Genomic DNA, 20,683 nt, shown 5'->3' on the forward strand with positions numbered 1-20,683 from the left:
GCCACCATCGACGCCGAGGGTTATTGCAACATCGTCGGCCGGGTCAAGGATATGGTCATCCGCGGCGGCGAGAACGTTTATCCGCGCGAGGTCGAGGAGTTCCTCTATCGCCATCCCAAGGTCAAGGAAGTGCAGGTGTTCGGCGTTCCCGACCCGAAATATGGCGAGGAGCTTTGCGCCTGGATTGTGCTCAAGCCGGGCCAGATCGCCACCGAGCAGGAGATCAAGGCCTTCTGCGCCGGCCAGATCGCCCATTACAAGATCCCGCGCCACATCCGCTTTCGCACCGAATTGCCAATGACGGTGACCGGCAAGCCGCAGAAGTTTCTCATGCGCGAGGCGATGGTTGACGAACTCGGCCTGGTGACGCCGAAGACGGCTTGAAGCGAGGCGTCCGCGTCGCGCCACGCGGCCGTTACGCTCCCACAATTCCAAGGCGGGATTCGGTCACCGCGATCTGGCCAAATCAGCAATAGAATTGCCGTCAGAATGGAGTGTCCAAAAATGAAGGTCTTGTTCATTTCGAGTATGACCATCGTTACGCCGGATCCAGCCGAGAGCCGCAAGCTCTTCATTGACGTGCTGGGCCTGCCGCTCAAGCGCCACGAGGGCGATGAGTACTACTTCAGCGAGAGCATCGGCGGCAGTAAGCATTTTGGCGTGTGGCCGCTTTCGCAGGCTGCCGAAGCGTGCTTTGGCACACGCGAGTGGCCGGCAGATCGGCCGGTACCGCAAGCCTGTATCGAGTTCGAAGTCGAAACCCCAGACAGCGTTGCTGCCGCCGCGCAGGAGCTTCAGGAAAAAGGGTATGACCTGCTCCACGGTGCACGCACCGAGCCCTGGGGCCAGACCGTCGCCCGAGTCCTGACGATTGAAGGAGCGATCGTCGGCATGTCCTATGCACCCTGGATGCATGAGGTTTAAACTGGGCCTGCAGGACGCCCAATATGGGTCGGAGAACTCGGACTGGCGACGGCGACGACTGCTTGAGGGGGCACTCCCCGTTGGGACGTTTTCGTGGCCGTGTTGTTGTCTGGTTACGGGTTGGGAAGCGTTGTCCGCTTCGCTGACAACGCGGCCTTTTGCTACCGGCTGCCGGAGCGCGCCCTCGCAACCTACTTCAGAATCGCAGCGAGTTCGATCAAGTCATTTGCCATGTATTCCCAACCATCGAGCGGCTTGATAGCGGCAGCCTTCGACGGGTCGTGCGCATTTGAGCGGACGACATACGCCGTCTTCAATCCGCATCGACGCGCGGCGTCCAGATCGTAGTCGTGGGCGGCAACCAGCATCGCCCTGTCCGGCTCCACGCCCAGCAGCTCACAGGCACGAAGATACACCTGTGGCATCGGCTTATAGGCCTCGGAGATATCAGCGCCGAGGATCGTATCCCATGGCAGCCCGGCATGTTTTGCTATGTCCACCAGAAGTCGGGTGTTCCCATCGGACAGCGGTGCGACAATGAAGCGTTCCTTCAATCTGGAGAGGCCCTCCACAGAATCCGGCCATGGCTTGAGGCGGTGCCAGGCCAGATTGAGGTCTTCCAGTTCGGCGCTCGGTACAGCAGATGGCGTCAACCCGAACCCCTTCAGGCACGCTTCCAGGTTCTCCATGTTGAGCAGATCGAGCGGGATAAAGGGCCGCTGACCACAGCGAACGGCTTCAACCGATGCGTCATAGCGTCCGACCCAAGCATCGGCAAAAGCACCAGCGTCGATATGCAAGGCGTCATGGCGCTTCAGAAAGGAACTCGCCTCCGCCGCTATGCTGCCGCGCCAATCGACAACGGTTCCCAAGACGTCGAAGAACAATACCTCAACTTTCGTCACTTTAGCTCCATGCTCGTCGGTCTGGTGTCCGTCAGTCGCGGTAAGAGGGGTCGATCTTGTTGCCGCTTGAGATATTCGAAATGCGCGAAAGCCTGATCGTTGTAAAGCAGCCAGCCGTCCGCTGTTTTCAGCGCCAGATCGTCGGACTCATCGGCCGCTGCGAATACCTTGCGTGCGTCGGAAACATCGGCGGTGACACCGAGAGCCTCGCAGCCCTTGTCTTCGATTTCCGCTGTCAGCTGGCTGAGAGCAGGTTTGTCGCAGGTGATCAGAGGCGCCGGTGACCACCGCTGTCTTTCCGCTTCAATCCGACTGTGCCAGGTCGGTGCTGGCAAGGCTAAACCGCCGGTCCTTCGAGCCCGCTTCTCTCGTGCGACTTCCACAGGTACCAGCCGAGGACGGTACCGAAGAAGAATGTGTGGGCAATGAACTGCACGACCGGGCTTGCCTGCAGGAACCAGGGGAATGCGATCGGCGCGATCACATAGAAATTGACGAGCCACAAGGCGAGGCCAAAGATGCTGCCGAGACCGATGAAGGCTGCTCGCCCTCGCAGCATTGCGGCAATCTCCCCGAACACGATCCCATAGGCGATGGCCAGGATCAAATGTACGACCACGCCGGCGATGCTGGCCGTCAAGAGCGGGTAGCCGGGATCGAGGGCTTCCGGTCCAAGCGCGATGGCGCCGATCATGCGCAGGGGCATGAAGAACGCTTCCGCCCCCATCATGAACGCACTCGCCGCCATTTCGAACGCCGCAAAGACGATGCCTGCGACAATGCCCGCGACGGCCCCCTGCTGGAGTCCCCATCGGATGTCGCGTGGCGTCACCGGCGTATGGATATAATCACGGTAAGCCATAACACTGCTCCCTGTTCTGGACGCAGATTCCTCCGCAAAATCAATGCCGGGAACGCGTCTGCGGTTCCGGGCGTCCGGTACAATTCACGAGGATTTGATTGAATTGATTTTCTCGGGCCGAGCGGACGTTTCGGCTCGTTGCCCGCATCGACGCTGCAGCCATGCAGCTTCCCGCGACCGCCCAATCCGGCTGTTACCTCGCGCGAGACCTCAACTGGCTCCATAGATCGTAGCCCGCAAGGAGAACACCGATGCCGACCGCAACGCCTAGATCGGGATGCGGCACGAACCGGATTACGACGCCGAAAAACGCCAGAAAGACTACAAACGCCAGGACGGCCAGGAAGCGGCTCAAATTCATCTGTTGTCCTCTCGCCGCAGCATCCCCGCCTCAGCCCCCGTAGATCAGGTTGGGCAGCCCGTACACGATCTGCGGGAAGACGTAGATGATGACCATGCACAGGATAACGATCAGCATATAGGGCATCATTCCGCGGAAAATATCCGAAAGCTGAACATGCGGCGGCGAAATGCCCTTGAGGTAGTAGGCCGACATCGCCATGGGCGGCGACAAAAAGGCCGTCTGAAGGTTGACTGCGACGAGCACGCCGAAAAACAGCGGATCGATCTCGAAATGCGCCAATAGCGGCAGGAAGATCGGAACGAAGATCACGATAATCTCCGTCCATTCCAGCGGCCAGCCCAGGATGAAGATGATGATCTGGGCGACGATCAGAAACATCAGCGGCGACATGTCGAGGCCGGTGACGAAATCGCTGATCAGTTGCTGGCCTCCCAGATAGGCAAAGACCGAGGCGAAGGTCGCGGAGCCGACGAACAGCCAGCACACCATCGCGGTCGTGCGCGCCGTCAAATAGACGGACTCCTTCAGGCGTTGCCACGTCAGCGCCCGGTAGGCGGCGGCCAGCACGACGCCGCCGAGCGCGCCGATGGCGGCAGCCTCCGAGGGCGTGGCGAGGCCGAACAGGATAGCGCCGAGCACCGCGAGGATCAGGGCCGCCAGAGGAACGAAGGAGGTCAGCAGCATCCAGCTGATTTGCAGGACCGAATAGTGCCCTACCTCGTCTCGAGTCGGCTTCGGCGCCAGCTGCGGCTGCAGCACCGCCATCGCCACCACATAGATCAGATAGAGGCCGGCAAGCAGCAGTCCTGGAAGCAGGGCTGCCGCATACATACGAACCACCGACACCCCCGCCGTCGCGCCATAGACGATGAGCAGAATCGACGGCGGAATGAGGATGCCGAGGGTTCCGCCCGCGCAGATCACTCCCGAGGCATAGCTGACGTTGTAACGCGCCTTCAGCATGGCGGGAAACGCCAGCAGGCCCATCAGTGTCACGACCGCGCCGACAATGCCTGTGGCGGTAGCGAAAAGGGTGCAGGTGATGAGGGCGGCGACCGCCATGGAGCCAGGAATGTGCCGGGTGGCGATATAGAGGGTGCCGAAAAGGCGCTCGATGATGTTGGCCCGCTCGACGATGTAGCCCATGAACAGGAACAGCGGGATGGCGGTCAGCACGTCGTTCGAGATCACGGAATAGGTCTGATTCACGAACAGATCGAAAATGCGGTTGTTGAAGAAGCCGCCGATCCAATGCTCCGCAAGCGTCCAGCCGTCGGCACCATCCTCAACCGCGCGTTCGTAGGCGCGCCACATCCGTCCCGGATTTAAATAAGCGTAGTAGCCAAAGGCGACCCCGAGCGCCATCAAAGTGAACGCAACCGGGAAGCCAAGGAAGATCGCCAGAAGCAGAATGAGCAGCATCGCGACGGCGACCTGGGGATCGCTCATCTGTCTTCTCCGTCGCGGTCGGGTTGATTGTCTGGGTGGAGGAATGGAAGGTCGACTGCTTCCGAACCGTGATGCAGAACATCGAGCGTCTTGGCTTCCATCAGCACCTTTTCGGTCTCTTCCACGTCTTCAGCCGCGCGCGGCCATGTTCCGGTTCGCAGACAGACGACGCAGCGGAACACCTGAGCAATCCCCTGAACGAAGAGCAGGATGCCTGCCGCCACGATGACCGCCTTGAACTGGAAGATCGGAATCCCGGCCGGACTGTTCGAACTTACCTCGAGATAGCGGAAGCTGCGTGCGGCATACTTCCATCCGGCCAGAACCAGCGCCGTCACGCCAGGGAAGAAGAAGATGAAGTACAGGACAAGTTCGACCGCCGCTTGCACGCGCGGCCTCCACAGACGGTAGATGAAATCGCCGCGCACATGCCCGTCTCGCGACAAGGTGTAGGCGCCGGCCATCATGAACATGGTGCCGTAGAGCATGTAGCTGAGGTCGAATGCCCACGCGGTCGGCGCGCTGAACAAGTATCGCACGACAACTTCATAACTCACGCCGAGCGTCATGACGACGACGCTCCAGGCGAACACCTTTCCAAACCAGGCCGAAAGTTCATCGGCGAATGCAATGTAGCGGAGCATGTCTCGGGTTCCGTCAGATACAATCCGGCGGTCCGCAAGACCGCCGGATTTGCCAAAGCGGAGGCGCGAATTAAAGCTTCAACTTGCCAGGGAAGTAATGTTCGTATGCCAGTGTCAGGTCGGCTGAATTCATAAGCTCGTAGTAGACAACGCGTTCGACCCATTGGCGCTGGCTATCGAGCACCCGTTTCATGAACTCATCCGCCTCCAGCGTCGGGATGATCTTGTCCCAAGCCTGGAGTTGTGCGTCAAGGATCTCCTTGGAGGTGCGGTGCACGGTGACACCGTGCTCGGTCTGCAGTTTCTGCAGGTCGGCCGAATAGTTGTCGAGGGCGACTGCGGTGGTCGCGGTGCTGGCCGCCTCCACGCCATATTCGAGAATGGCCTTCAAATCGTCGTCGAGGTCGTCGAACACGTCCTTGTTGAACAGGAATTCGAACGACTCGCTCGCCTGATGATAGGACGACAAGATATAGTTCTTGGCGACGTCCTGCGAACCGAAGCGAAGGTCGGATGACGGATTGTTGAATTCGAAGGCGTCGATAACCCCGCGCTCCATGGCCGGCACGATTTCACCGCCGGGCAGCTGCGCCACGCTGAAGCCGAGGTTTTGCATGAGATCGGCGGCAAGACCCACCGTCCGATACTTGAATCCCTGCAGTTCCGCGGTTTTCGTGACAGGGTTCTTGAACCAGCCGAACGGCTGCGCCGGCATCGGGAAGCCATAGAAGCCGACCACGTTGAGGCCCATGATGTCCTGCGTCAGCTCGCGGTAGAGGTCCTTGCCGCCGCCCTGGTGGAACCAGGCGAGCATGGTGGTGGCGCTGCCGCCAAACACAGGGCCAGTTCCGAAAAGCGACGCGGCCTTGTGCTTGCCGTACCAGTAGACGGGGACGGTATGCGCCGCGTCGATGACGCCGTCATTGACGCCATCCAGCACCTGGAACGCGCCTACGACCGCACCCGCGGGTAGGAGCTCGAACTTCAGCCGGCCGCCCGACATTTTTTCGACGCGCTCTATATATAGCCGCGCGAAATCCATCCAGATGTCCGACGCAGGCCAGGAGGTCTGCATCTTGATGGTGACCGGCGCCTGCGCCAGTACGGCCGGGGCCGAGAGCGTCGTCGCTGCAGCCGCACCGGCGGTGATGGCGGTGGACTTTTCCAGGAACCCGCGACGCGAGATTTTCTTGTCGGACATTTACTCCTCCAATTTGTAAACGCTTCTGCCACAACCAGAATATGCCAACTCGCCCCTTGCGCAACCAGTTTCGCTGCCGGTGCCATCGGGCATCGGGCGCTCGGTCTGGCACAAGCGCCAATATGTTTCCGCATTCGACGATTTTTTGTAGCCGGCGCTTATCCTTGTTCTGGCCTCTATAACGAATGTAGGACTGCTGCGCGGCATGCCAAGGCGGTCGTAACGACCCCAGGGTTGGCCCTCCGCGGGAGGACCCTGTTTATGGAGGCACCTTCGCAGCTTGGAAACGAGATTGAGGTCACAATCGGACCCTCTGGCCGACATCCCCAACCTCACGCCGCAAGCACCGCCTCGTCCAGGCCGCGGATGATCTTGGCCAGTTCGACGCATTCGTCATGCCGGACCTTATTGCGCCGCCAGGCGAGGCAGATCGTGCGCTGCGGCATCGGCTCCTGGAACGGCACGATCTTCAAATCGCGCATGGCGCTGGCCGGCCCTGCCGCCATTTCCGGGATGAGCGTGACGCCGAGCCCGTGCGCCACCATCTGCAGCAACGTCGTCAGGCTGGTCGCGCCGTAGCTTGCCATTGCCACCGGCCGCACGCTGCCGCAGACGGCAAGCGCCTGTTCCCGCAGGCAATGGCCTTCCTCCAGCAGCATCAGCCTTTCCAATGCCGGGCTTTCCGGCGGCACCGGCGGCGAGGCGAAGGCAGGATCGTCGGCCGGCACCGCAAGGAAGAACCGGTCGGAGAAAAGCGCCTCGGTGATCAAGCCGGGCTGATCGAGGGGAAGCGCCGCGATGAAGGCGTCGAGCTTTCCCAGGGCGGTGTCCTCGACCAGTGACGCAGTCACTGCTTCGCGCAGTTCGAGCTGCAAGCCCGGGAAATGCCGTTTCAGCTCCGGCAGCACATGCGGCAGCAGATAGGGCGCCACCGTCGGGATGATGCCGAGCCGGAAGCGCCCTTCCATGGCGGGGCGGCCACGCCGGGCCGTGGTCTCGATTTCGCGGATGTCGGCAAGAATGCGCTCGATACGTGGCAGCATGGCCAGTGCCTCGTCGGTCATCCGAACCGATTTGCCGCCGCGCTCGAACAGCCGGCAATTCAGCCGCAGCTCCATCTCCGCGATCTGCGACGACAGCGCCGGCTGGCTGACGCCGGCCAGTTTCGCGGCGCGGCCGAAATGCAGCGTCTGTGCCAGTGCTTCGAAATATTGCATCTGCCGGACGGTGAGACCAATCATAAGGAAAACCTATCGCAACAAACTGGAAAGGCAATTTGTTTTTATCGGCAATGCGGCCTAGTCTGGAACCGTTCCAGAGTGGCGTGGCTCAGGGCCCGTCCGGAAAATCATCAAATCCCCGGAAGATCGACAATCCCGGAAAACGACAAATCCCGGAAAATTCAGAAATTGGAGAGAACGATGGACGCAAAGACCGATGACACCAGCGCCGGAAAATGCCCGGTCGTGCACACAACTATCGCCAGGGCCAACCGTGACTGGTGGCCGAACCAGCTGAATGTGCAGGTACTTCACCAGCAGTCCGCACTGTCCGATCCGATGGGCGAGGCATTCGATTACGCCAAGGAGTTCAAAAGTCTCGACCTGAACGCCGTGATCAAGGACTTGCATGCCTTGATGACGGACTCGCAGGAGTGGTGGCCGGCCGACTTTGGCCATTACGGGCCGCTGTTCATCCGCATGGCCTGGCACAGCGCCGGCACCTACCGCATCGGCGACGGCCGTGGCGGCGCCGGAGCCGGCCAGCAGCGCTTCGCGCCGCTCAACAGCTGGCCGGACAACGTCAATCTCGACAAGGCTCGCCGGCTGCTGTGGCCGATCAAGCAGAAATACGGCCGCAAGATCTCCTGGGCCGACCTGATGATTCTCACCGGCAACGTCGCCCTGGAATCGATGGGCTTCAAGACCTTCGGTTTTGCCGGCGGGCGCGCCGATGTCTGGGAGCCCGAACAGGACATCTACTGGGGCCCTGAAGGCAAGTGGCTGGCCGACGAGCGCTACAGCGGCGAACGCGATCTCCAGAACCCTCTTGCCGCCGTGCAGATGGGTCTGATCTACGTCAACCCGGAAGGGCCGAACGGCAATCCGGACCCGTTGGCCGCGGCGCGCGATATCCGCGAGACCTTTGCGCGCATGGCCATGAACGATGAGGAGACCGTCGCGCTCATCGCCGGCGGCCACACCTTCGGCAAGACCCACGGCGCCGGCGATGCGACGCTGGTTGGCCCCGAGCCGGAAGCAGCCGGCATCGAAGAGCAGGGCCTCGGCTGGGCGAGCACGTTTGGCACCGGCAAAGGCGGTGACGCGATCGGCAGCGGCCTGGAAGTGACGTGGACGACGACGCCGACGAAATGGGGCAACAACTTCTTCGACAATTTGTTCGGCTTCGAATGGGAGTTGATCAAGAGCCCGGCCGGCGCGCACCAGTGGACGCCGAAGGGCGGCGCCGGCGCCGGCACTGTGCCCGATGCCCACAACCCGGCAAAGCGTCACGCGCCTTCGATGCTGACCACCGACCTCGCTCTGCGGTTCGATCCTGCCTACGAAAAGATCTCGCGGCGCTTCCATCAGAATCCGGACCAGTTCGCCGATGCCTTCGCCCGCGCATGGTACAAGCTGACCCACCGCGACATGGGCCCGCTCGTGCGCTATCTCGGCCCGCTCGTGCCCAAGGAAGAGCTGCCGTGGCAGGATCCTATCCCTACCGTCGATCATGTGCTGGTCGATGAGCTGGACGTGGCCGCCCTGAAGTCAAAAATCCTCGCCTCCGGCCTTTCGGTGCCGCAGCTGGTCTCGACGGCCTGGGCGTCCGCCTCGACCTTCCGTGGTTCCGACAAGCGCGGTGGCGCCAACGGCGCGCGCATTCGCCTGGCGCCGCAGAAGGACTGGGACGTCAACCAGCCGGCTCAGCTGGCGAAGGTGCTGGAGAAGCTCGAAGCGATCCGCAAGGAGTTCAATGCTTCGCAGTCCGGCGACAAGAAAGTCTCGCTTGCCGACCTGATCGTCATTGGCGGCGGCGCCGCAATCGAAAAGGCCGCGAAGGACGCCGGCAACGAGGTGAAGGTTCCGTTCACGCCGGGTCGCATGGATGCCTCCCAGGAGCAGACCGACGTCGACTCCTTCGCCCCGCTCGAACCGACCGCCGACGGTTTCCGCAACTATCTCAGCGGCCCGCAGCGTTTGTCGCCCGAGGAGGCGCTGGTCGACCGGGCGCAATTGCTGACGCTGACGGCGCCGGAGATGGCAGTCCTCGTCGGCGGCCTGCGCGTGCTCGGCGCAAATGCCGAGCAGTCAACGCACGGCGTCTTCACCAAGCGGCCTGAGACGCTGACCAACGACTTCTTCGTCAACCTGCTCGACATGGGAACGGTGTGGAAGTCGACATCGGAGGCCAAGGAATTGTTCGAAGGACGCGATCGGACGACAGGCGAGCTCAAGTGGAGCGGCACCCGCGTTGACCTCATCTTCGGTTCGCATGCCCAGCTGCGCGCGTTGGCGGAAGTCTATGCGACCGCGGACGCGGAGGAGAAATTTGCCAACGACTTCGTGGCGGCGTGGAACAAGGTGATGAACGCCGATCGCTTCGAACTTGCCTGATCGGCCAAGGCCCGGAGCGGGTAGCGTCCCGCCTGGATAAGTTTTTCGAACCTCAAACAAAAAGGCGCGGGCCGGGTCCCGCGCCTTTTTGTCAGACCAAAGCCTGTCAGTCCTTCTCGAAGATACGGGTCTTGGCGACCACGCCGGCGATGGCGCCGCCGATCAGCGGTGCGACGATGAACAGCCAGAGCTGGCCGATCGCCGCACCTCCCGAAAACAGCGCCGGGCCGATCGAGCGGGCCGGATTGAGCGATGTGCCGGTCACCGGAATGATGGCGAAGTGCAGTCCTGCCAGCGTCAGGCCGATGACGAGGCCGGCAAAGGCCGTCGCGTGGCTGCCGCTGGTGACGCCGAGGATGACCGTGACAAAGGTGAAGGTTCCGATCAGTTCCCACAGGAACGCCGAGCTGAGACCCCACTTCGTCGCATCCCAGCCATTGGCGCCGAAGCCGCCGGTATGGCCGCCGACCTGCCCGGAGACGATGATCCACAGCGCCAGCGACGCAATGATGGCGCCGATGACCTGCGCGATCCAGTAGGGGATGAGGTTCTTGGCCTCCATTCGGCCGGCGAGGAACACGCCGAGCGTCACCGCCGGGTTGAGATGTGCACCCGAGATCGGGCCGATCGCATAAGCCGCCGCGATCAGGCCGATGCCGAATGCCAGACCGATGCCTTCCTGGCCGAGCGGCAGCGCGCCGCCGAAGCCGCCCGTCACCACCGAAGCCGTGCCGATGAACACCAGTAGAAATGTACCTAGAACTTCCGCCAGGTAAGTCTTCATTGCCCTCTCCACGTAATTTCCCGCCGATCCGCTTGCAGTTCTTGGCGAATCACGCAGCGGAAGACTATCGCAACTTCAAAAGTTTAAAAGCATAGCAATGCGAGGGTCGCTGATATCAAGAGAGCTGCCTTTGATCTGGCGTTCTCACGGGGAGAGGGTCAGGGTGAGGGGCAGCGCAAACCTGAAGCGAGCGCCCTCTGCCTCCAGGACTCTCCCCGCTTGTGTGCGCCGGTCGCGCGCTTTAGAGCAAGACCCCGGAATTGATTTGCTGAGTAACGGAATAACAAGATGCGACTGGGCGGACGGCTGGCAGCAGCCATCGAAGTGCTGGAGGATATCGGCCGGCGGCACCGGCCGGTCGCCGATGCGCTGAAGGATTGGGGCCTGTCGCACCGCTTCGCCGGCGGCGGCGATCGCGCCGCGATCGGCAACATCGTCTACGACGCGCTGCGGCGAAAGCGCTCGGCCGGCTGGCTGTTGGGCGAAGATACGCCGCGCGCCATCGGTTTTGGCGCGCTGCTGCTCGAATGGAACCAGACGGCGCAGTCGTTGAACGAAGCGCTCGACGGTGACAAGTTTGCGCCGCCGCTGTTGAACGACGATGAACTGAAGGCCATCGCTGACCGCCGGCTCGACGATGCGCCGCCGGCGGTGCGCGCCGATATTCCGGATTGGTGCGAACCGCTTTTCGAGCAGGCCTTCGGCGCCTGCTGGGTCGATGAAGGTGCGGCGCTGGCGACCCGCCCGCCGCTCGACCTCAGGGTCAACACGCTGAAGGCCGATCGCAACAAGGTGCTCGCCGAACTGGCCGAGACCAGCGCCAAGGCTGCACGAATTGCGCCGCACGGCATCCGCATCCCGCCGATCGCGGGCGACGGCAGGCACCCGAACGTGCAGGCCGAACCGGCCTTCCAGAAAGGCTGGTTCGAGGTTCAGGACGAAGGCTCGCAGATCGCCGCCACGCTGGCTGGCGCCGAGGCCGGGATGCAGGTTCTCGACTTTTGCGCCGGAGCCGGCGGCAAGACGCTGGCCCTGTCGGCGGCGATGGACAATCGCGGCCAGGTGTTTGCCCATGATTCCGAAAAAGCGCGGCTGGCGCCGATCTTCGACCGCATCCGCCGCTCGGAAAACCGCAACGTCCAAATCGTCACCAAGCCGACGGAACTCACCCCCCTCGCGGGCCACATCGACATCGTCGTGGTCGACGCGCCCTGCACCGGCAGCGGCACCTGGCGGCGCCGGCCCGATGCCAAATGGCGGCTGACGCAGAAGCAGCTCGATGCGCGCAAGGGCGAGCAATCGGCGATCCTCGATGTCGCCAAAACCTTCGTCAAACCGGGCGGGCTGCTAGTCTACATCACCTGCTCGGTGTTCGATGAGGAGAATGGCGAGCAGGTAGCTGCCTTCAGGGATCGTAACAGCGGCTTTGTCCCGGTCGATCACCGCCAGCTTTGGGACAGCCGCTTTCCGGGCCACGAGGCGGCCCCCCGTATCGGCGCAGCAGGCGGCATTTCGCTGTCGCCGGCGCTGAGCGGTACCGATGGGTTTTATGTCTGTGCGCTGCGCAGGGGTGGCTGAACCTTGCCGGCGGGCCTGATTGCTGCAGTGCAGCAATAGCGATTGCCTGCCGCTCATGCCTCTGCAATAAGCTTTTCTGACAGGAGCGTGACAAGCCATGGCAGCAGAGATCGTACCCGCCCCCAATTATGAGGATCGCGTCAGGACGTCCTTCGCGCGCCAGAACGCCATGATGACGATCGGCGCCGAGCTGACGTTGGTGACGCCGGGCATCATCGAGATCGAGATGCCCTATTCGGCGGCGCTGACTCAGCAGCATGGCTTCCTCCATGCCGGCGTCATTTCGACGGCGCTGGACTCGGCCTGCGGCTATGCCGCGTTCTCGCTGATGCCGGAAAGCTCCAGTGTGCTGACCATCGAGTTCAAGGTCAATCTGCTGGCGCCGGGCCGGGGCGAGCGTTTTCTGTTCCGCGGCTCGGTGACCAAGCCCGGCCGCACCATCATCGTTGCCGACGGCCAGGCCTATGCCTTCGCCGTCGACGGCGAGGCCAAGCTGATCGCCACCATGACTGGAACGATGATGACGGTGGTCGGTCGCGATGGCATCGAAGGCTGATCCGATGCGCAAGGCCGTCAGAATTGCCGGCAGGGACGTCCTCTTCGTGATGGCGGCGCAGGCCGAATACGGGCCGCATCTGCAGCGGCTGTTCACGCCTGTCATGACAGGGGTGGGGCCGGTCGAAGCGGGTGTCAGGCTGGGCGCGGAACTGTCATGGCTCAAATCTGAAAAGGCGCTGCCGGATCTCGTCGTCTCGCTCGGTTCGGCCGGCAGCCGGACACTGGAACAAACGGAAATCTACCAGGCCGTTTCGGTCGCCTACCGCGACATCGACGCCTCGCCATTGGGCTTCGAGAAGGGCGCGACGCCGTTTCTCGACCTGCCCGTGACGGTGCCGCTGCCGTTTAGGATTCCAGGCATAGGCGAGGCGACGCTGTCGACCGGCGCGGCGATCATTTCCGGCAGCGCCTATGATGCGATTGCCGAGGACATGGTCGATATGGAGACCTTCGCCTGCCTGCGAGCCTGCCAACTGTTCGGCGTGCCGCTCGTCGGCCTGCGCGGCATTTCCGACGGGGCTGCCGATCTCAGGCATGTCGGGGACTGGAAGGAGTATCTCCATGTCATCGACGAGAAGCTGGCGGATGCGGTGACGCGGCTGGAACAGGCGATCGGCTCCGATGCGCTGCAGTTTGGACCATCGCATGACGCGGAAACGGAGTGAGGGAGACGCCTTCGCAACCCATTGCGCCGACTCGTTTCTTTCTCTAAACGCTCGCCATGAAGATAGCCAATCGTCCCGACACCGTCCTGCCCGACACCGTCCTGCCCGACACCGTCCTGATTGTCGATTTCGGCAGCCAGTTCACGCAGCTCATCGCCAGGCGCATCCGCGAGGCCGGCGTCTTTTCCGAGATCGTGCCGTTCCAGTCGGCCGAAGCGGCGTTCAGGCGCATCAATCCGAAGGCAGTGATCCTCTCCGGCGGCCCGGCCTCGACCGGCGACATCGGCAGCCCGCGCGCGCCGCAGATTGTCTTCGACGCAGGCGTGCCGGTGCTCGGCATCTGCTACGGCCAGATGGCCATGTGCGTGCAGATGGGCGGCGTCGCCGAAAGCTCCGACCATCGCGAATTCGGCCGTGCCTTCGTCGAGATCCAGAAGGACAGCCCGCTGTTCGAGGGCCTGTGGGCGCCCGGCCAGCGCCATCAGGTGTGGATGAGCCATGGCGACCGCGTCATCTCGCTGCCCAAGGGATTCGAGGTGTTCGGCAAATCGGAAGGCTCGCCCTTCGCCATCTTCGGCAATGTCGAGCGCAAGATGTACGGCATCATGTTCCACCCCGAAGTGGTGCACACGCCGGACGGCGCCCGGCTGCTGCAAAACTTCGTCCACAAGATCGCCGGCATCGAAGGCGACTGGACGATGCGCGCCTATCGCGAGCACGCGGTCGAGACGATCCGCAAGCAGGTCGGCAAGGGCAAGGTCATCTGCGCGCTTTCGGGCGGCGTCGATTCCTCGGTCGCAGCACTGCTGATCCACGAGGCGGTCGGCGACCAGCTCACCTGCATCCTTGTCGACCACGGGCTGATGCGCAAGGACGAGGCATCAGGCGTGGTGGAGATGTTTCGCCAGCACTACAATCTGCCGCTCATCCTGGTCGACGCCTCGGACCGCTTTATCGGCGCGCTCGAGGGCGAGTCGGATCCGGAAAAGAAGCGCAAGACCATTGGCCGGCTGTTCATCGAGGTGTTCGAGGAAGAGGCCGAGAAACTCGGCGGCGCCGATTTCCTGGCGCAAGGCACGCTCTATCCCGACGTCATCGAAAGCGTCTCCTTCACCGGCGGCCCGTCGGTGACGATCAAGTCGCACCACAATGTCGGCGGCCTGCCCGAGCGCATGAACATGCAACTGGTCGAGCCGCTGCGCGAACTGTTCAAGGACGAGGTCAGGGTGCTCGGCAAGGAGCTCGGCCTGCCCGACAGCTTCGTCGGCCGGCACCCGTTTCCCGGACCCGGTCTTGCCATCCGCTGCCCGGGCGGCATCACCCGCGAAAAGCTGGAGATCCTGCGCGAGGCCGATGCCATCTATCTCGACGAGATCCGCAAGGCCGGCCTCTATGACGCCATCTGGCAGGCCTTCGCCGTGCTGCTGCCGGTGCAGACCGTCGGCGTCATGGGCGACGGCCGCACCTATGAATTCGTCTGCGCGCTGCGCGCCGTCACCTCGGTCGACGGCATGACGGCGGATTTCTACCACTACGACATGGCGTTCCTGGGCGCCGCCGCCACCCGCATCATCAACGAGGTGCGCGGCATCAACCGCGTCGTCTACGACGTGACGAGCAAGCCGCCGGGCACAATCGAGTGGGAATAAAGCTCGGTCGTTCGCCAGCATTCGGCGACTATCGACGAAACTCCATTAAGTGACTGAATTTTAAATGCTTTCGTCTCTACGTCTATCGCTGACTATCGCCCCTAAGCGGAATCATTTGGCGGTAGATCTGACGGCATTTCCTTTTCGCGTCATCTTCGCTGCAGACTGATGCCGTCACTGCGTCGGACTCAAGCATGTTTGCATCTTTCGAGGTAAGGCATTGAATCCAATGGGCTCTCACAGAGCCTTGACGGTAAAACGAATGACGGTAAAATTAGGCTCTGAACAACCCTAGATGCGCCCCACCCGTCTCCTCCTATGCTCACCGACATCGCACTTAAGAAGCTGAAACCAAAAGATAAAATATACAAAGTCACTGATCGTGACGGTATGTACGCGACCGTGGCTCCCACAGGGCAGATATCGTTCCGATACGACTACCGCGTGAATGGTCGGCGAGAGACAATGACGCTGGGCCGCTATGGTGAGGGAGGCATCTCGCTAGCAGAGGCGCGTGACCGCTGTCTTGCCGCACGAAAAATGGTGGCAGCCGGAAAATCGCCAGCCCAGGAAAAGCAGCGTGACAAGCGGCGCCTGTCTGAGACGGGCACGTTCGGCGATGCCGGCAGTAGATGGTTTAAAGAGGCGAAGATGGCGGACAGCACGCGCTCCATGCGCAAAGCCGTCTTCGATCGAGACATCTTGCCGATTTGGGACAAAAGGCTCCTCATAGAGATAACATCGGACGATTTGCGGGCGCTCTGTGCAAAGGTCAGGGACCGTGGCGCACCAGCAACGGCCATTCATGTCCGGGATATCGTTAAGCAGGTCTATGGTTATGCCATTCTGCACGGCGAGACGATCGCCAATCCGGCGGACGAGGTAGGACCGGCGTCGATAGCCACCTTCGAGGCGAAAGACCGGGCGTTATCACCCGTAGAAATTCGGATCATGCTGAAAGAGTTGGAAAATGTGCCGACCTTGCCGACCATTCGGCTGGGCCTAAAGATGATCCTGCTCACGATGGTTCGGAAAAGTGAGCTTCTGGACGCGACGTGGGATGAGGTCGACTTCGAGAACGCGGTATGGAGCATTCCCAAAGAGCGAATGAAGCGGAAGAAGCCACATAACGTCTACCTGTCCCGCCAGTCCCTCGACATCATGATTGCGCTCAAGACTTGCGCTGCGAACTCTCGATACGTGCTTCCATCTCGCTACGACGCCGACGAACCCATGTCGCGCGCGACCTTCAATCGGATTACGATGGCGATTGTGGATCGCGCAAAACAACAAAATCTGCCGCTTGCTCCCTTTACGGTGCACGATCTACGGCGGACCGGCTCCACGCTCCTAAACGAGATCGGATTCAATCGCGACTGGATCGAAAAATGCCTTGCCCACGAAGACGGTCGCTCCTCCCGCGGCATCTATAACAAGGCTGAATACGAACCGCAGCGGCGCCACATGCTGCAGGAATGGGCCGACATGATTGAAGCGTGGGCGGCTGGCAATAAACACGCACCCACACTGCAGCCGATTTCCGGGGCAGCCGTCATCCTCGATCCGATTTGACGGGCCTCGTCTTCCGCGACCGCACGTCTGGTCCCGGGGCCAGTTCGATCGAACCAGCAAAGGACGCGTTCCGCCGTTCCTGAATCCAGGCTTCGACTTCTCCCAGGTCCCAAACGACGCAGCGGGGGGTCAGATTGAACCGTCGGGGGAACTCGCCTCGTTGTTCCATTTCATAGATGGTCGTGTCCGATAGCGGGACGATCACTCGCAGCTGAGACCGGCGAACAGTCCGCACGACCGGACGCGATCCGATGTGTGGCAGAACGGGCAATGAGCCAGGCTGCTCAATTTTGAACGTATGCACCTCTGAAGACTGCTGCGGTTTGACCATTTCGTACCCCGGTGCCTTGCTGGCCGACCATCGCCCAAGTTTCCGAGATCGCGTACAGCCATCAATTGCGACCACCTATCCTGGCTCCCGCATCAGCGAAACCCGAAGGCGCTGCATTACAGGCTACGTCCAGGACGCACTGGAGCTATTCTCGATACTGGCCGGACCTAGGACTGGCCCTTTATGCCTAGTAGAGATCGAAGAACGACAGCACTGCTGCCGGGCCGCGCACCTGCCGCATGCGCGAGATATGGCAATGTTGGGGAAAAATTGATGAAGTCGTCGTCAGCAGGTGACCTCTACCCCGTTTGGCCGGCGAGCATGGAGCATTAGGACGTTGTCCACCACCAAAGAAAAGCCCTGTGCATGCGGCAAGTTCTAAGGATTTTGATGTTAAAAAAATGAACTGCCATGGCCTATGTGGATGGGGCAAATACATAAATAAAATCAGCTAGTCACGAGATACTGTGTGCAAAAATCGCACACGAAAGTCCTGCTTCTCTTCCTTTTCGTTCCTACGCCGGAGCCGGCGACAGCCCTTTTCGGATGCTCTTCTGCCGACAACATTGACCGCTCCCGATGCGGATGTTCGCTGGGATATCCGTGAATCTTATTGGCGCCCCGGCGTCCAGTTTGCCTGGGGTTCCTGGAAGCTTTTCGAACTTTCTGGACCGCGCCTCAGCCCGAATTGCGGGTGCTCATGGACAAGGTGGGGCACTAGATTCGGTTTTTGGATAATTTCGACGGTGTCGACTTCTGGCACGTCTGTGCCTTCCTGATAGCTTGCGTTAGCACGCTCCTCCAACTTCTTTGATCTGACCGGCAGCTTTGCGCTGCATTATGGTCGTTCGCTGTCTGCGTCGCCGATCCCAAACGGGTCGTTTACTGAGTTTGCGTTGTCAGCGATCGAAACAGCGGGAACAGGCCCTGTATCAATGCGCGATTGCGTTCGAGACGTTGCCGATAACCCTTGACGGCGGCAGCCGGAAGATCGATCGCCTCTTGGCGCAATGCAATGACGAACACGCCCGCATCAAGCCCGTCGGGGCCAAGGACCAGACACCGTTCGACCAGAGCCGCGACCACCATTGTCGTATCCTCGCTCGCCGGCAGCGCCGCGATGTAGGTCAGGCGCTCGCCCAAGGCTGCATAGAAGGGCTCGCGACGCTCCAAACGGATGGCGTCTGGATCGAGCGCAATCGGATCGCCCGCGGTCAGGCGGACAGCCTGTGCCAGCGCGATCGGCCTGGCGAGCTGATCGTTATCCGCAGCCTCTTCGATGACCTTACTTAGTCGGTCCAACACACCTGCCCGCCGCGCGAAGCCGAGAGTTACAAAAGCCCAATTCTGTACTGTGATGAGGTTCGGCGCCGTGGGCAATGGGATTGCGAAGGGTGCAAAGAGTAACGCATTGTGCCGAGCCGCTCGCCAGAACTGTTCAAGTGCGCTCACGATAGGATCAAGCAGCGCATCCAAGTCGTTTGGAGAGAGGGACAGGGCCTCGGCGATCGTGTCCAGTCGGTGGGTCAGGGTGCTTAGAGGCTGGTAGGCAGTCGCGATGGCAATGTTGTGCCGCTGCGTCGTTGCCGTGCCTAGCAGGACAATTAGGCCGCGGACGGCATCGTCTATACCGTCTCGGCCGACCAGTGCAGGCGTGGCGAACAGCACCGAGATATTTCCCGTGACGCTCGAGTGGTTCGACTTCAGGGCGCCGTCTCGCACCGCCCGCACGACCTCCTGAATGCGCTCGTCCTGTGCAGCCGGAGCATCGAGATAAGGAAGAATCTCGTCGAGCAGCGCGAGGAGACGGGTGTTTTCCGTCGCGTCGCCGAGACCGTGTCGCAAGATCGTTTGTGCGCACCGGGATCCGAATTCTGAGTTTTCCACCCAAAGCGCCCGCACCTCATCGCATGCAATGAAGGTAATGGCGGGTGAGATGATCGGCCAGCCGCTCTCTGACGGCGGCCTGTCTTCGAGGATGGTGAGGGTGACATCTGCCAGACGGGTCAGGTCATCGGGGGCAACTGCTACCGCACAGCCGACCGCCGCTTCCAGTCCAGCTACCATCAGGTCAAATCGCTTGGTAGAAAAGCCGGCAAGGATCGCATCGGCAACGATCCGCGAATTGGACAGCACAAATTCAGGGCGTGTCCGTGCAATTTCCTTGATTGCGACTAGGCTTGTCTTCGGCAGGCTATGCCCTTGGATAAATGAGTCTCCTGGCGGTTCCTCCGCAAGTTTTGCGACGGCATCAATTAACAGACGCGCGATATGCTCCTTTTCGGCGCTTAACTTGCCCAGCCAGGCGATGAAGAGCTTCGCGAGCACATTCAGACGCTCGCGCCGAACGCCGGTATGCCTCTGGGCGACTTCCGTCGCCAAGCCGATCACCTCTTGTGTCACGTAGGCATCGACAAGGTCCTCGCGGCTGGCTTCGGGGCCCACGGCATCCTGCCGCCCGCTGCTGATCACCAGCCGCACCGCGAGATCGAAGCTCTCCGGCGTACGGTGTCGCCCGATCTGCTCGTACAGTTCGTCGAAAAGCGACCGCCCATAGAATGCCATGGCCTCGGTCGAAAGCGTGGCGCCGCCCAGCGCGTTCAGACGGCGAAGCGCAGCCCAGAAGCGTCGATGAGCGTCGGTGAACTTCTTGTTCGCCCACTGATCGAGGGGTACGCCGAGATCATGCGAGTGCTGGAGCAGGGGAGCGCGGCGTACGCAGGCGCGCACATCCGGAGGAAATATCCCGTGTTCGCTTTGACTAGCAGCATGCATTGCCGCCAGCGCTGCATTCAGCGCGAGCAACGGCCTAGTCAGAAGGGTTTCCGGCGCTTGGACCGCATCGAGCATTGCGTAGGTGGTTTTGGGCGATCCCGTCATTCCGGAGACGGTAGCAAGCGATTGGAGCGTCATGTCCGCAACCGCCTCCATGAGCTGGGAACAGGTACCGTCGGAAAAACCTTCGCACAAGCGCTGCGTAGCCTCGTAGAGCGCCCCGGCCAGACTCGGTTGGTCTGCGTCCAGCGCGAGGTCACCCAGATGCTTTGTGGCGACGATCCGTGGTGCAGGGTCGAGCGGCCCGAGGGCTTCTTCGGCCGTTCGAATGGTCGCCGGGTCCACTCGGTCGCCATTGGCGGAAACAAGGCTGATTGCCTTCGCAATCACGGTTAGGGATGCGGATCCACCCTCGGCATTTGCAAGCCAATAGCTGATCGACGTGAAGTCGACGGTGGCCAGTTCAAAGGCAGATGCGATCGACCGGCACCGTTCGCGAAAGGCTTCCGGGATGCGGCTATCATCATAGTGGACGCGCGCATCGGATTGCCAGGTCAAGACACGCAGCACATCCTGTAAATAGCTTGCCAAGCCTTGCTGGTCGGGCTTAAGGCGGATCGCCCAGGTCGCCAAGTGCGGGGGGGCGCCCGACATCTCCTCGATGCACAAGTCGCCGAGTTCTATCGTGCCGTCACTTGTCGCGCCTATGGTGGCGGCGCAGAGCTCGCGAACCAGATCAGCGGAGAGGAAATGACTTAGCGCAATCCATGCTGGAGCATTGTTGCCGAAGCTCATAATCCGTAGC

At 61.5% G+C, this 20,683-nt stretch carries 18 protein-coding genes; 8 read left to right on the plus strand and 10 right to left on the minus strand.

The features are described from left to right. The coding region (locus tag AC0L28_RS28585) for an AMP-binding enzyme (protein WP_473481542.1) at window positions 1–384 on the plus strand (384 nt) is incomplete at its 5' end. A gap of 120 nt (window positions 385–504) precedes the next feature. Then, the gene (locus AC0L28_RS28590) at window positions 505–924 is read left to right on the plus strand and encodes a VOC family protein (RefSeq protein ID WP_473481543.1); all 420 of its coding nucleotides are present in this window, start codon (window positions 505–507) and stop codon (window positions 922–924) included. 191 nt (window positions 925–1,115) lie between these two features. On the opposite strand, the gene AC0L28_RS28595 is transcribed toward AC0L28_RS28590, so the two are convergent. The 7 genes from AC0L28_RS28595 to AC0L28_RS28625 all read right to left on the minus strand — a co-directional run bounded on the left by AC0L28_RS28595 (window position 1,116) and on the right by AC0L28_RS28625 (window position 7,590). After that, window positions 1,116–1,829 (minus strand): haloacid dehalogenase type II, encoded by a 714-nt coding sequence (locus AC0L28_RS28595; RefSeq protein ID WP_473481544.1) that lies wholly within the window; start codon window positions 1,827–1,829, stop codon window positions 1,116–1,118. Next, a complete protein-coding gene (locus tag AC0L28_RS28600) occupies window positions 1,826–2,164 on the minus strand; it encodes a hypothetical protein (protein WP_473481545.1) in 339 nt (112 codons plus the stop codon). The genes AC0L28_RS28595 and AC0L28_RS28600 overlap by 4 nt, the downstream gene beginning before the upstream one ends. 2 nt (window positions 2,165–2,166) lie before the next feature. Continuing rightward, window positions 2,167–2,691 (minus strand): hypothetical protein, encoded by a 525-nt coding sequence (locus tag AC0L28_RS28605; RefSeq protein ID WP_027152426.1) that lies wholly within the window; start codon window positions 2,689–2,691, stop codon window positions 2,167–2,169. A 391-nt stretch (window positions 2,692–3,082) separates the two neighbouring features. Then, complete coding sequence (locus AC0L28_RS28610; RefSeq protein WP_473481546.1) at window positions 3,083–4,504, minus strand: TRAP transporter large permease; 1,422 nt, start codon at window positions 4,502–4,504, stop codon at window positions 3,083–3,085. Next, window positions 4,501–5,148 (minus strand): TRAP transporter small permease subunit, encoded by a 648-nt coding sequence (locus AC0L28_RS28615; protein WP_128175197.1) that lies wholly within the window; start codon window positions 5,146–5,148, stop codon window positions 4,501–4,503. Before AC0L28_RS28615 ends, AC0L28_RS28610 begins: the two co-directional genes overlap by 4 nt. A gap of 70 nt (window positions 5,149–5,218) precedes the next feature. After that, complete coding sequence (locus tag AC0L28_RS28620) at window positions 5,219–6,349, minus strand: TRAP transporter substrate-binding protein (RefSeq protein WP_128175195.1); 1,131 nt, start codon at window positions 6,347–6,349, stop codon at window positions 5,219–5,221. Between the two features lie 332 nt (window positions 6,350–6,681). Next, window positions 6,682–7,590: a hydrogen peroxide-inducible genes activator gene (locus AC0L28_RS28625; protein WP_287341997.1), complete on the minus strand. Its 909-nt coding sequence runs from the start codon at window positions 7,588–7,590 to the stop codon at window positions 6,682–6,684. A 180-nt stretch (window positions 7,591–7,770) separates the two neighbouring features. Between AC0L28_RS28625 and katG the strand changes: the two genes are divergently transcribed. After that, on the plus strand, window positions 7,771–9,966 hold the full coding sequence (gene katG, locus AC0L28_RS28630; protein ID WP_473481547.1) for a catalase/peroxidase HPI: 2,196 nt from the start codon (window positions 7,771–7,773) through the stop codon (window positions 9,964–9,966). Between the two features lie 106 nt (window positions 9,967–10,072). Here the strand turns inward: katG and AC0L28_RS28635 are convergent, their stop codons facing one another. After that, on the minus strand, window positions 10,073–10,750 hold the full coding sequence (locus tag AC0L28_RS28635) for an aquaporin (RefSeq protein WP_473481548.1): 678 nt from the start codon (window positions 10,748–10,750) through the stop codon (window positions 10,073–10,075). Between the two features lie 288 nt (window positions 10,751–11,038). On the opposite strand from AC0L28_RS28635, the gene AC0L28_RS28640 reads away from it, so the two are divergent. The 5 genes from AC0L28_RS28640 to AC0L28_RS28660 all read left to right on the plus strand — a co-directional run bounded on the left by AC0L28_RS28640 (window position 11,039) and on the right by AC0L28_RS28660 (window position 16,772). Further along, on the plus strand, window positions 11,039–12,328 hold the full coding sequence (locus AC0L28_RS28640; RefSeq protein ID WP_287225499.1) for an RsmB/NOP family class I SAM-dependent RNA methyltransferase: 1,290 nt from the start codon (window positions 11,039–11,041) through the stop codon (window positions 12,326–12,328). Between the two features lie 97 nt (window positions 12,329–12,425). Continuing rightward, window positions 12,426–12,884 carry a PaaI family thioesterase gene (locus AC0L28_RS28645; RefSeq protein ID WP_023800372.1) on the plus strand — a complete coding sequence of 153 codons (459 nt, stop codon included), beginning with the start codon at window positions 12,426–12,428 and terminating at the stop codon, window positions 12,882–12,884. Window positions 12,885–12,888: 4 nt separating this feature from the next. Then, entirely contained in the window at window positions 12,889–13,551 is a 663-nt protein-coding gene (locus AC0L28_RS28650; protein ID WP_023800373.1) for a 5'-methylthioadenosine/S-adenosylhomocysteine nucleosidase, read from the plus strand. 56 nt (window positions 13,552–13,607) lie between these two features. Further along, window positions 13,608–15,200 carry a glutamine-hydrolyzing GMP synthase gene (guaA, locus tag AC0L28_RS28655; RefSeq protein ID WP_023800374.1) on the plus strand — a complete coding sequence of 531 codons (1,593 nt, stop codon included), beginning with the start codon at window positions 13,608–13,610 and terminating at the stop codon, window positions 15,198–15,200. Between the two features lie 318 nt (window positions 15,201–15,518). Beyond that, window positions 15,519–16,772, plus strand: coding sequence for a tyrosine-type recombinase/integrase (locus AC0L28_RS28660; protein WP_473481549.1), 1,254 nt, complete (start codon window positions 15,519–15,521; stop codon window positions 16,770–16,772). Here AC0L28_RS28660 and AC0L28_RS28665 read toward each other — a convergent pair. Together AC0L28_RS28665 and AC0L28_RS28670 are read right to left on the minus strand one after the other, a co-directional pair. Further along, window positions 16,753–17,103: a helix-turn-helix transcriptional regulator gene (locus AC0L28_RS28665; RefSeq protein ID WP_473481550.1), complete on the minus strand. Its 351-nt coding sequence runs from the start codon at window positions 17,101–17,103 to the stop codon at window positions 16,753–16,755. The two genes, AC0L28_RS28660 and AC0L28_RS28665, sit on opposite strands and share 20 nt — an antisense overlap. An 882-nt stretch (window positions 17,104–17,985) precedes the next feature. Then, window positions 17,986–20,673 carry a hypothetical protein gene (locus AC0L28_RS28670; protein WP_473481551.1) on the minus strand — a complete coding sequence of 896 codons (2,688 nt, stop codon included), beginning with the start codon at window positions 20,671–20,673 and terminating at the stop codon, window positions 17,986–17,988. Window positions 20,674–20,683 lie beyond the last annotated feature (10 nt).

This window comes from Mesorhizobium sp. WSM4847 (genome assembly GCF_055811335.1).

What these genes read in the sequence shown, in the direction of transcription:
- AC0L28_RS28645 (WP_023800372.1), top strand. Translation starts at nt 12,426, where the DNA reads ATGGCAGCAGAGATCGTACCCGCCCCCAATTATGAGGATCGCGTCAGG.
- guaA (WP_023800374.1), top strand. Translation starts at nt 13,608, where the DNA reads ATGAAGATAGCCAATCGTCCCGACACCGTCCTGCCCGACACCGTCCTG.
- AC0L28_RS28660 (WP_473481549.1), top strand. Translation starts at nt 15,519, where the DNA reads ATGCTCACCGACATCGCACTTAAGAAGCTGAAACCAAAAGATAAAATA.
- AC0L28_RS28615 (WP_128175197.1), bottom strand. Translation starts at nt 5,148, where the DNA reads ATGCTCCGCTACATTGCATTCGCCGATGAACTTTCGGCCTGGTTTGGA.
- AC0L28_RS28625 (WP_287341997.1), bottom strand. Translation starts at nt 7,590, where the DNA reads ATGATTGGTCTCACCGTCCGGCAGATGCAATATTTCGAAGCACTGGCA.
- AC0L28_RS28670 (WP_473481551.1), bottom strand. Translation starts at nt 20,673, where the DNA reads ATGAGCTTCGGCAACAATGCTCCAGCATGGATTGCGCTAAGTCATTTC.
- AC0L28_RS28635 (WP_473481548.1), bottom strand. Translation starts at nt 10,750, where the DNA reads ATGAAGACTTACCTGGCGGAAGTTCTAGGTACATTTCTACTGGTGTTC.
- AC0L28_RS28620 (WP_128175195.1), bottom strand. Translation starts at nt 6,349, where the DNA reads ATGTCCGACAAGAAAATCTCGCGTCGCGGGTTCCTGGAAAAGTCCACC.
- AC0L28_RS28650 (WP_023800373.1), top strand. Translation starts at nt 12,889, where the DNA reads ATGCGCAAGGCCGTCAGAATTGCCGGCAGGGACGTCCTCTTCGTGATG.
- AC0L28_RS28640 (WP_287225499.1), top strand. Translation starts at nt 11,039, where the DNA reads ATGCGACTGGGCGGACGGCTGGCAGCAGCCATCGAAGTGCTGGAGGAT.
- AC0L28_RS28610 (WP_473481546.1), bottom strand. Translation starts at nt 4,504, where the DNA reads ATGAGCGATCCCCAGGTCGCCGTCGCGATGCTGCTCATTCTGCTTCTG.
- katG (WP_473481547.1), top strand. Translation starts at nt 7,771, where the DNA reads ATGGACGCAAAGACCGATGACACCAGCGCCGGAAAATGCCCGGTCGTG.
- AC0L28_RS28590 (WP_473481543.1), top strand. Translation starts at nt 505, where the DNA reads ATGAAGGTCTTGTTCATTTCGAGTATGACCATCGTTACGCCGGATCCA.
- AC0L28_RS28665 (WP_473481550.1), bottom strand. Translation starts at nt 17,103, where the DNA reads ATGGTCAAACCGCAGCAGTCTTCAGAGGTGCATACGTTCAAAATTGAG.
- AC0L28_RS28605 (WP_027152426.1), bottom strand. Translation starts at nt 2,691, where the DNA reads ATGGCTTACCGTGATTATATCCATACGCCGGTGACGCCACGCGACATC.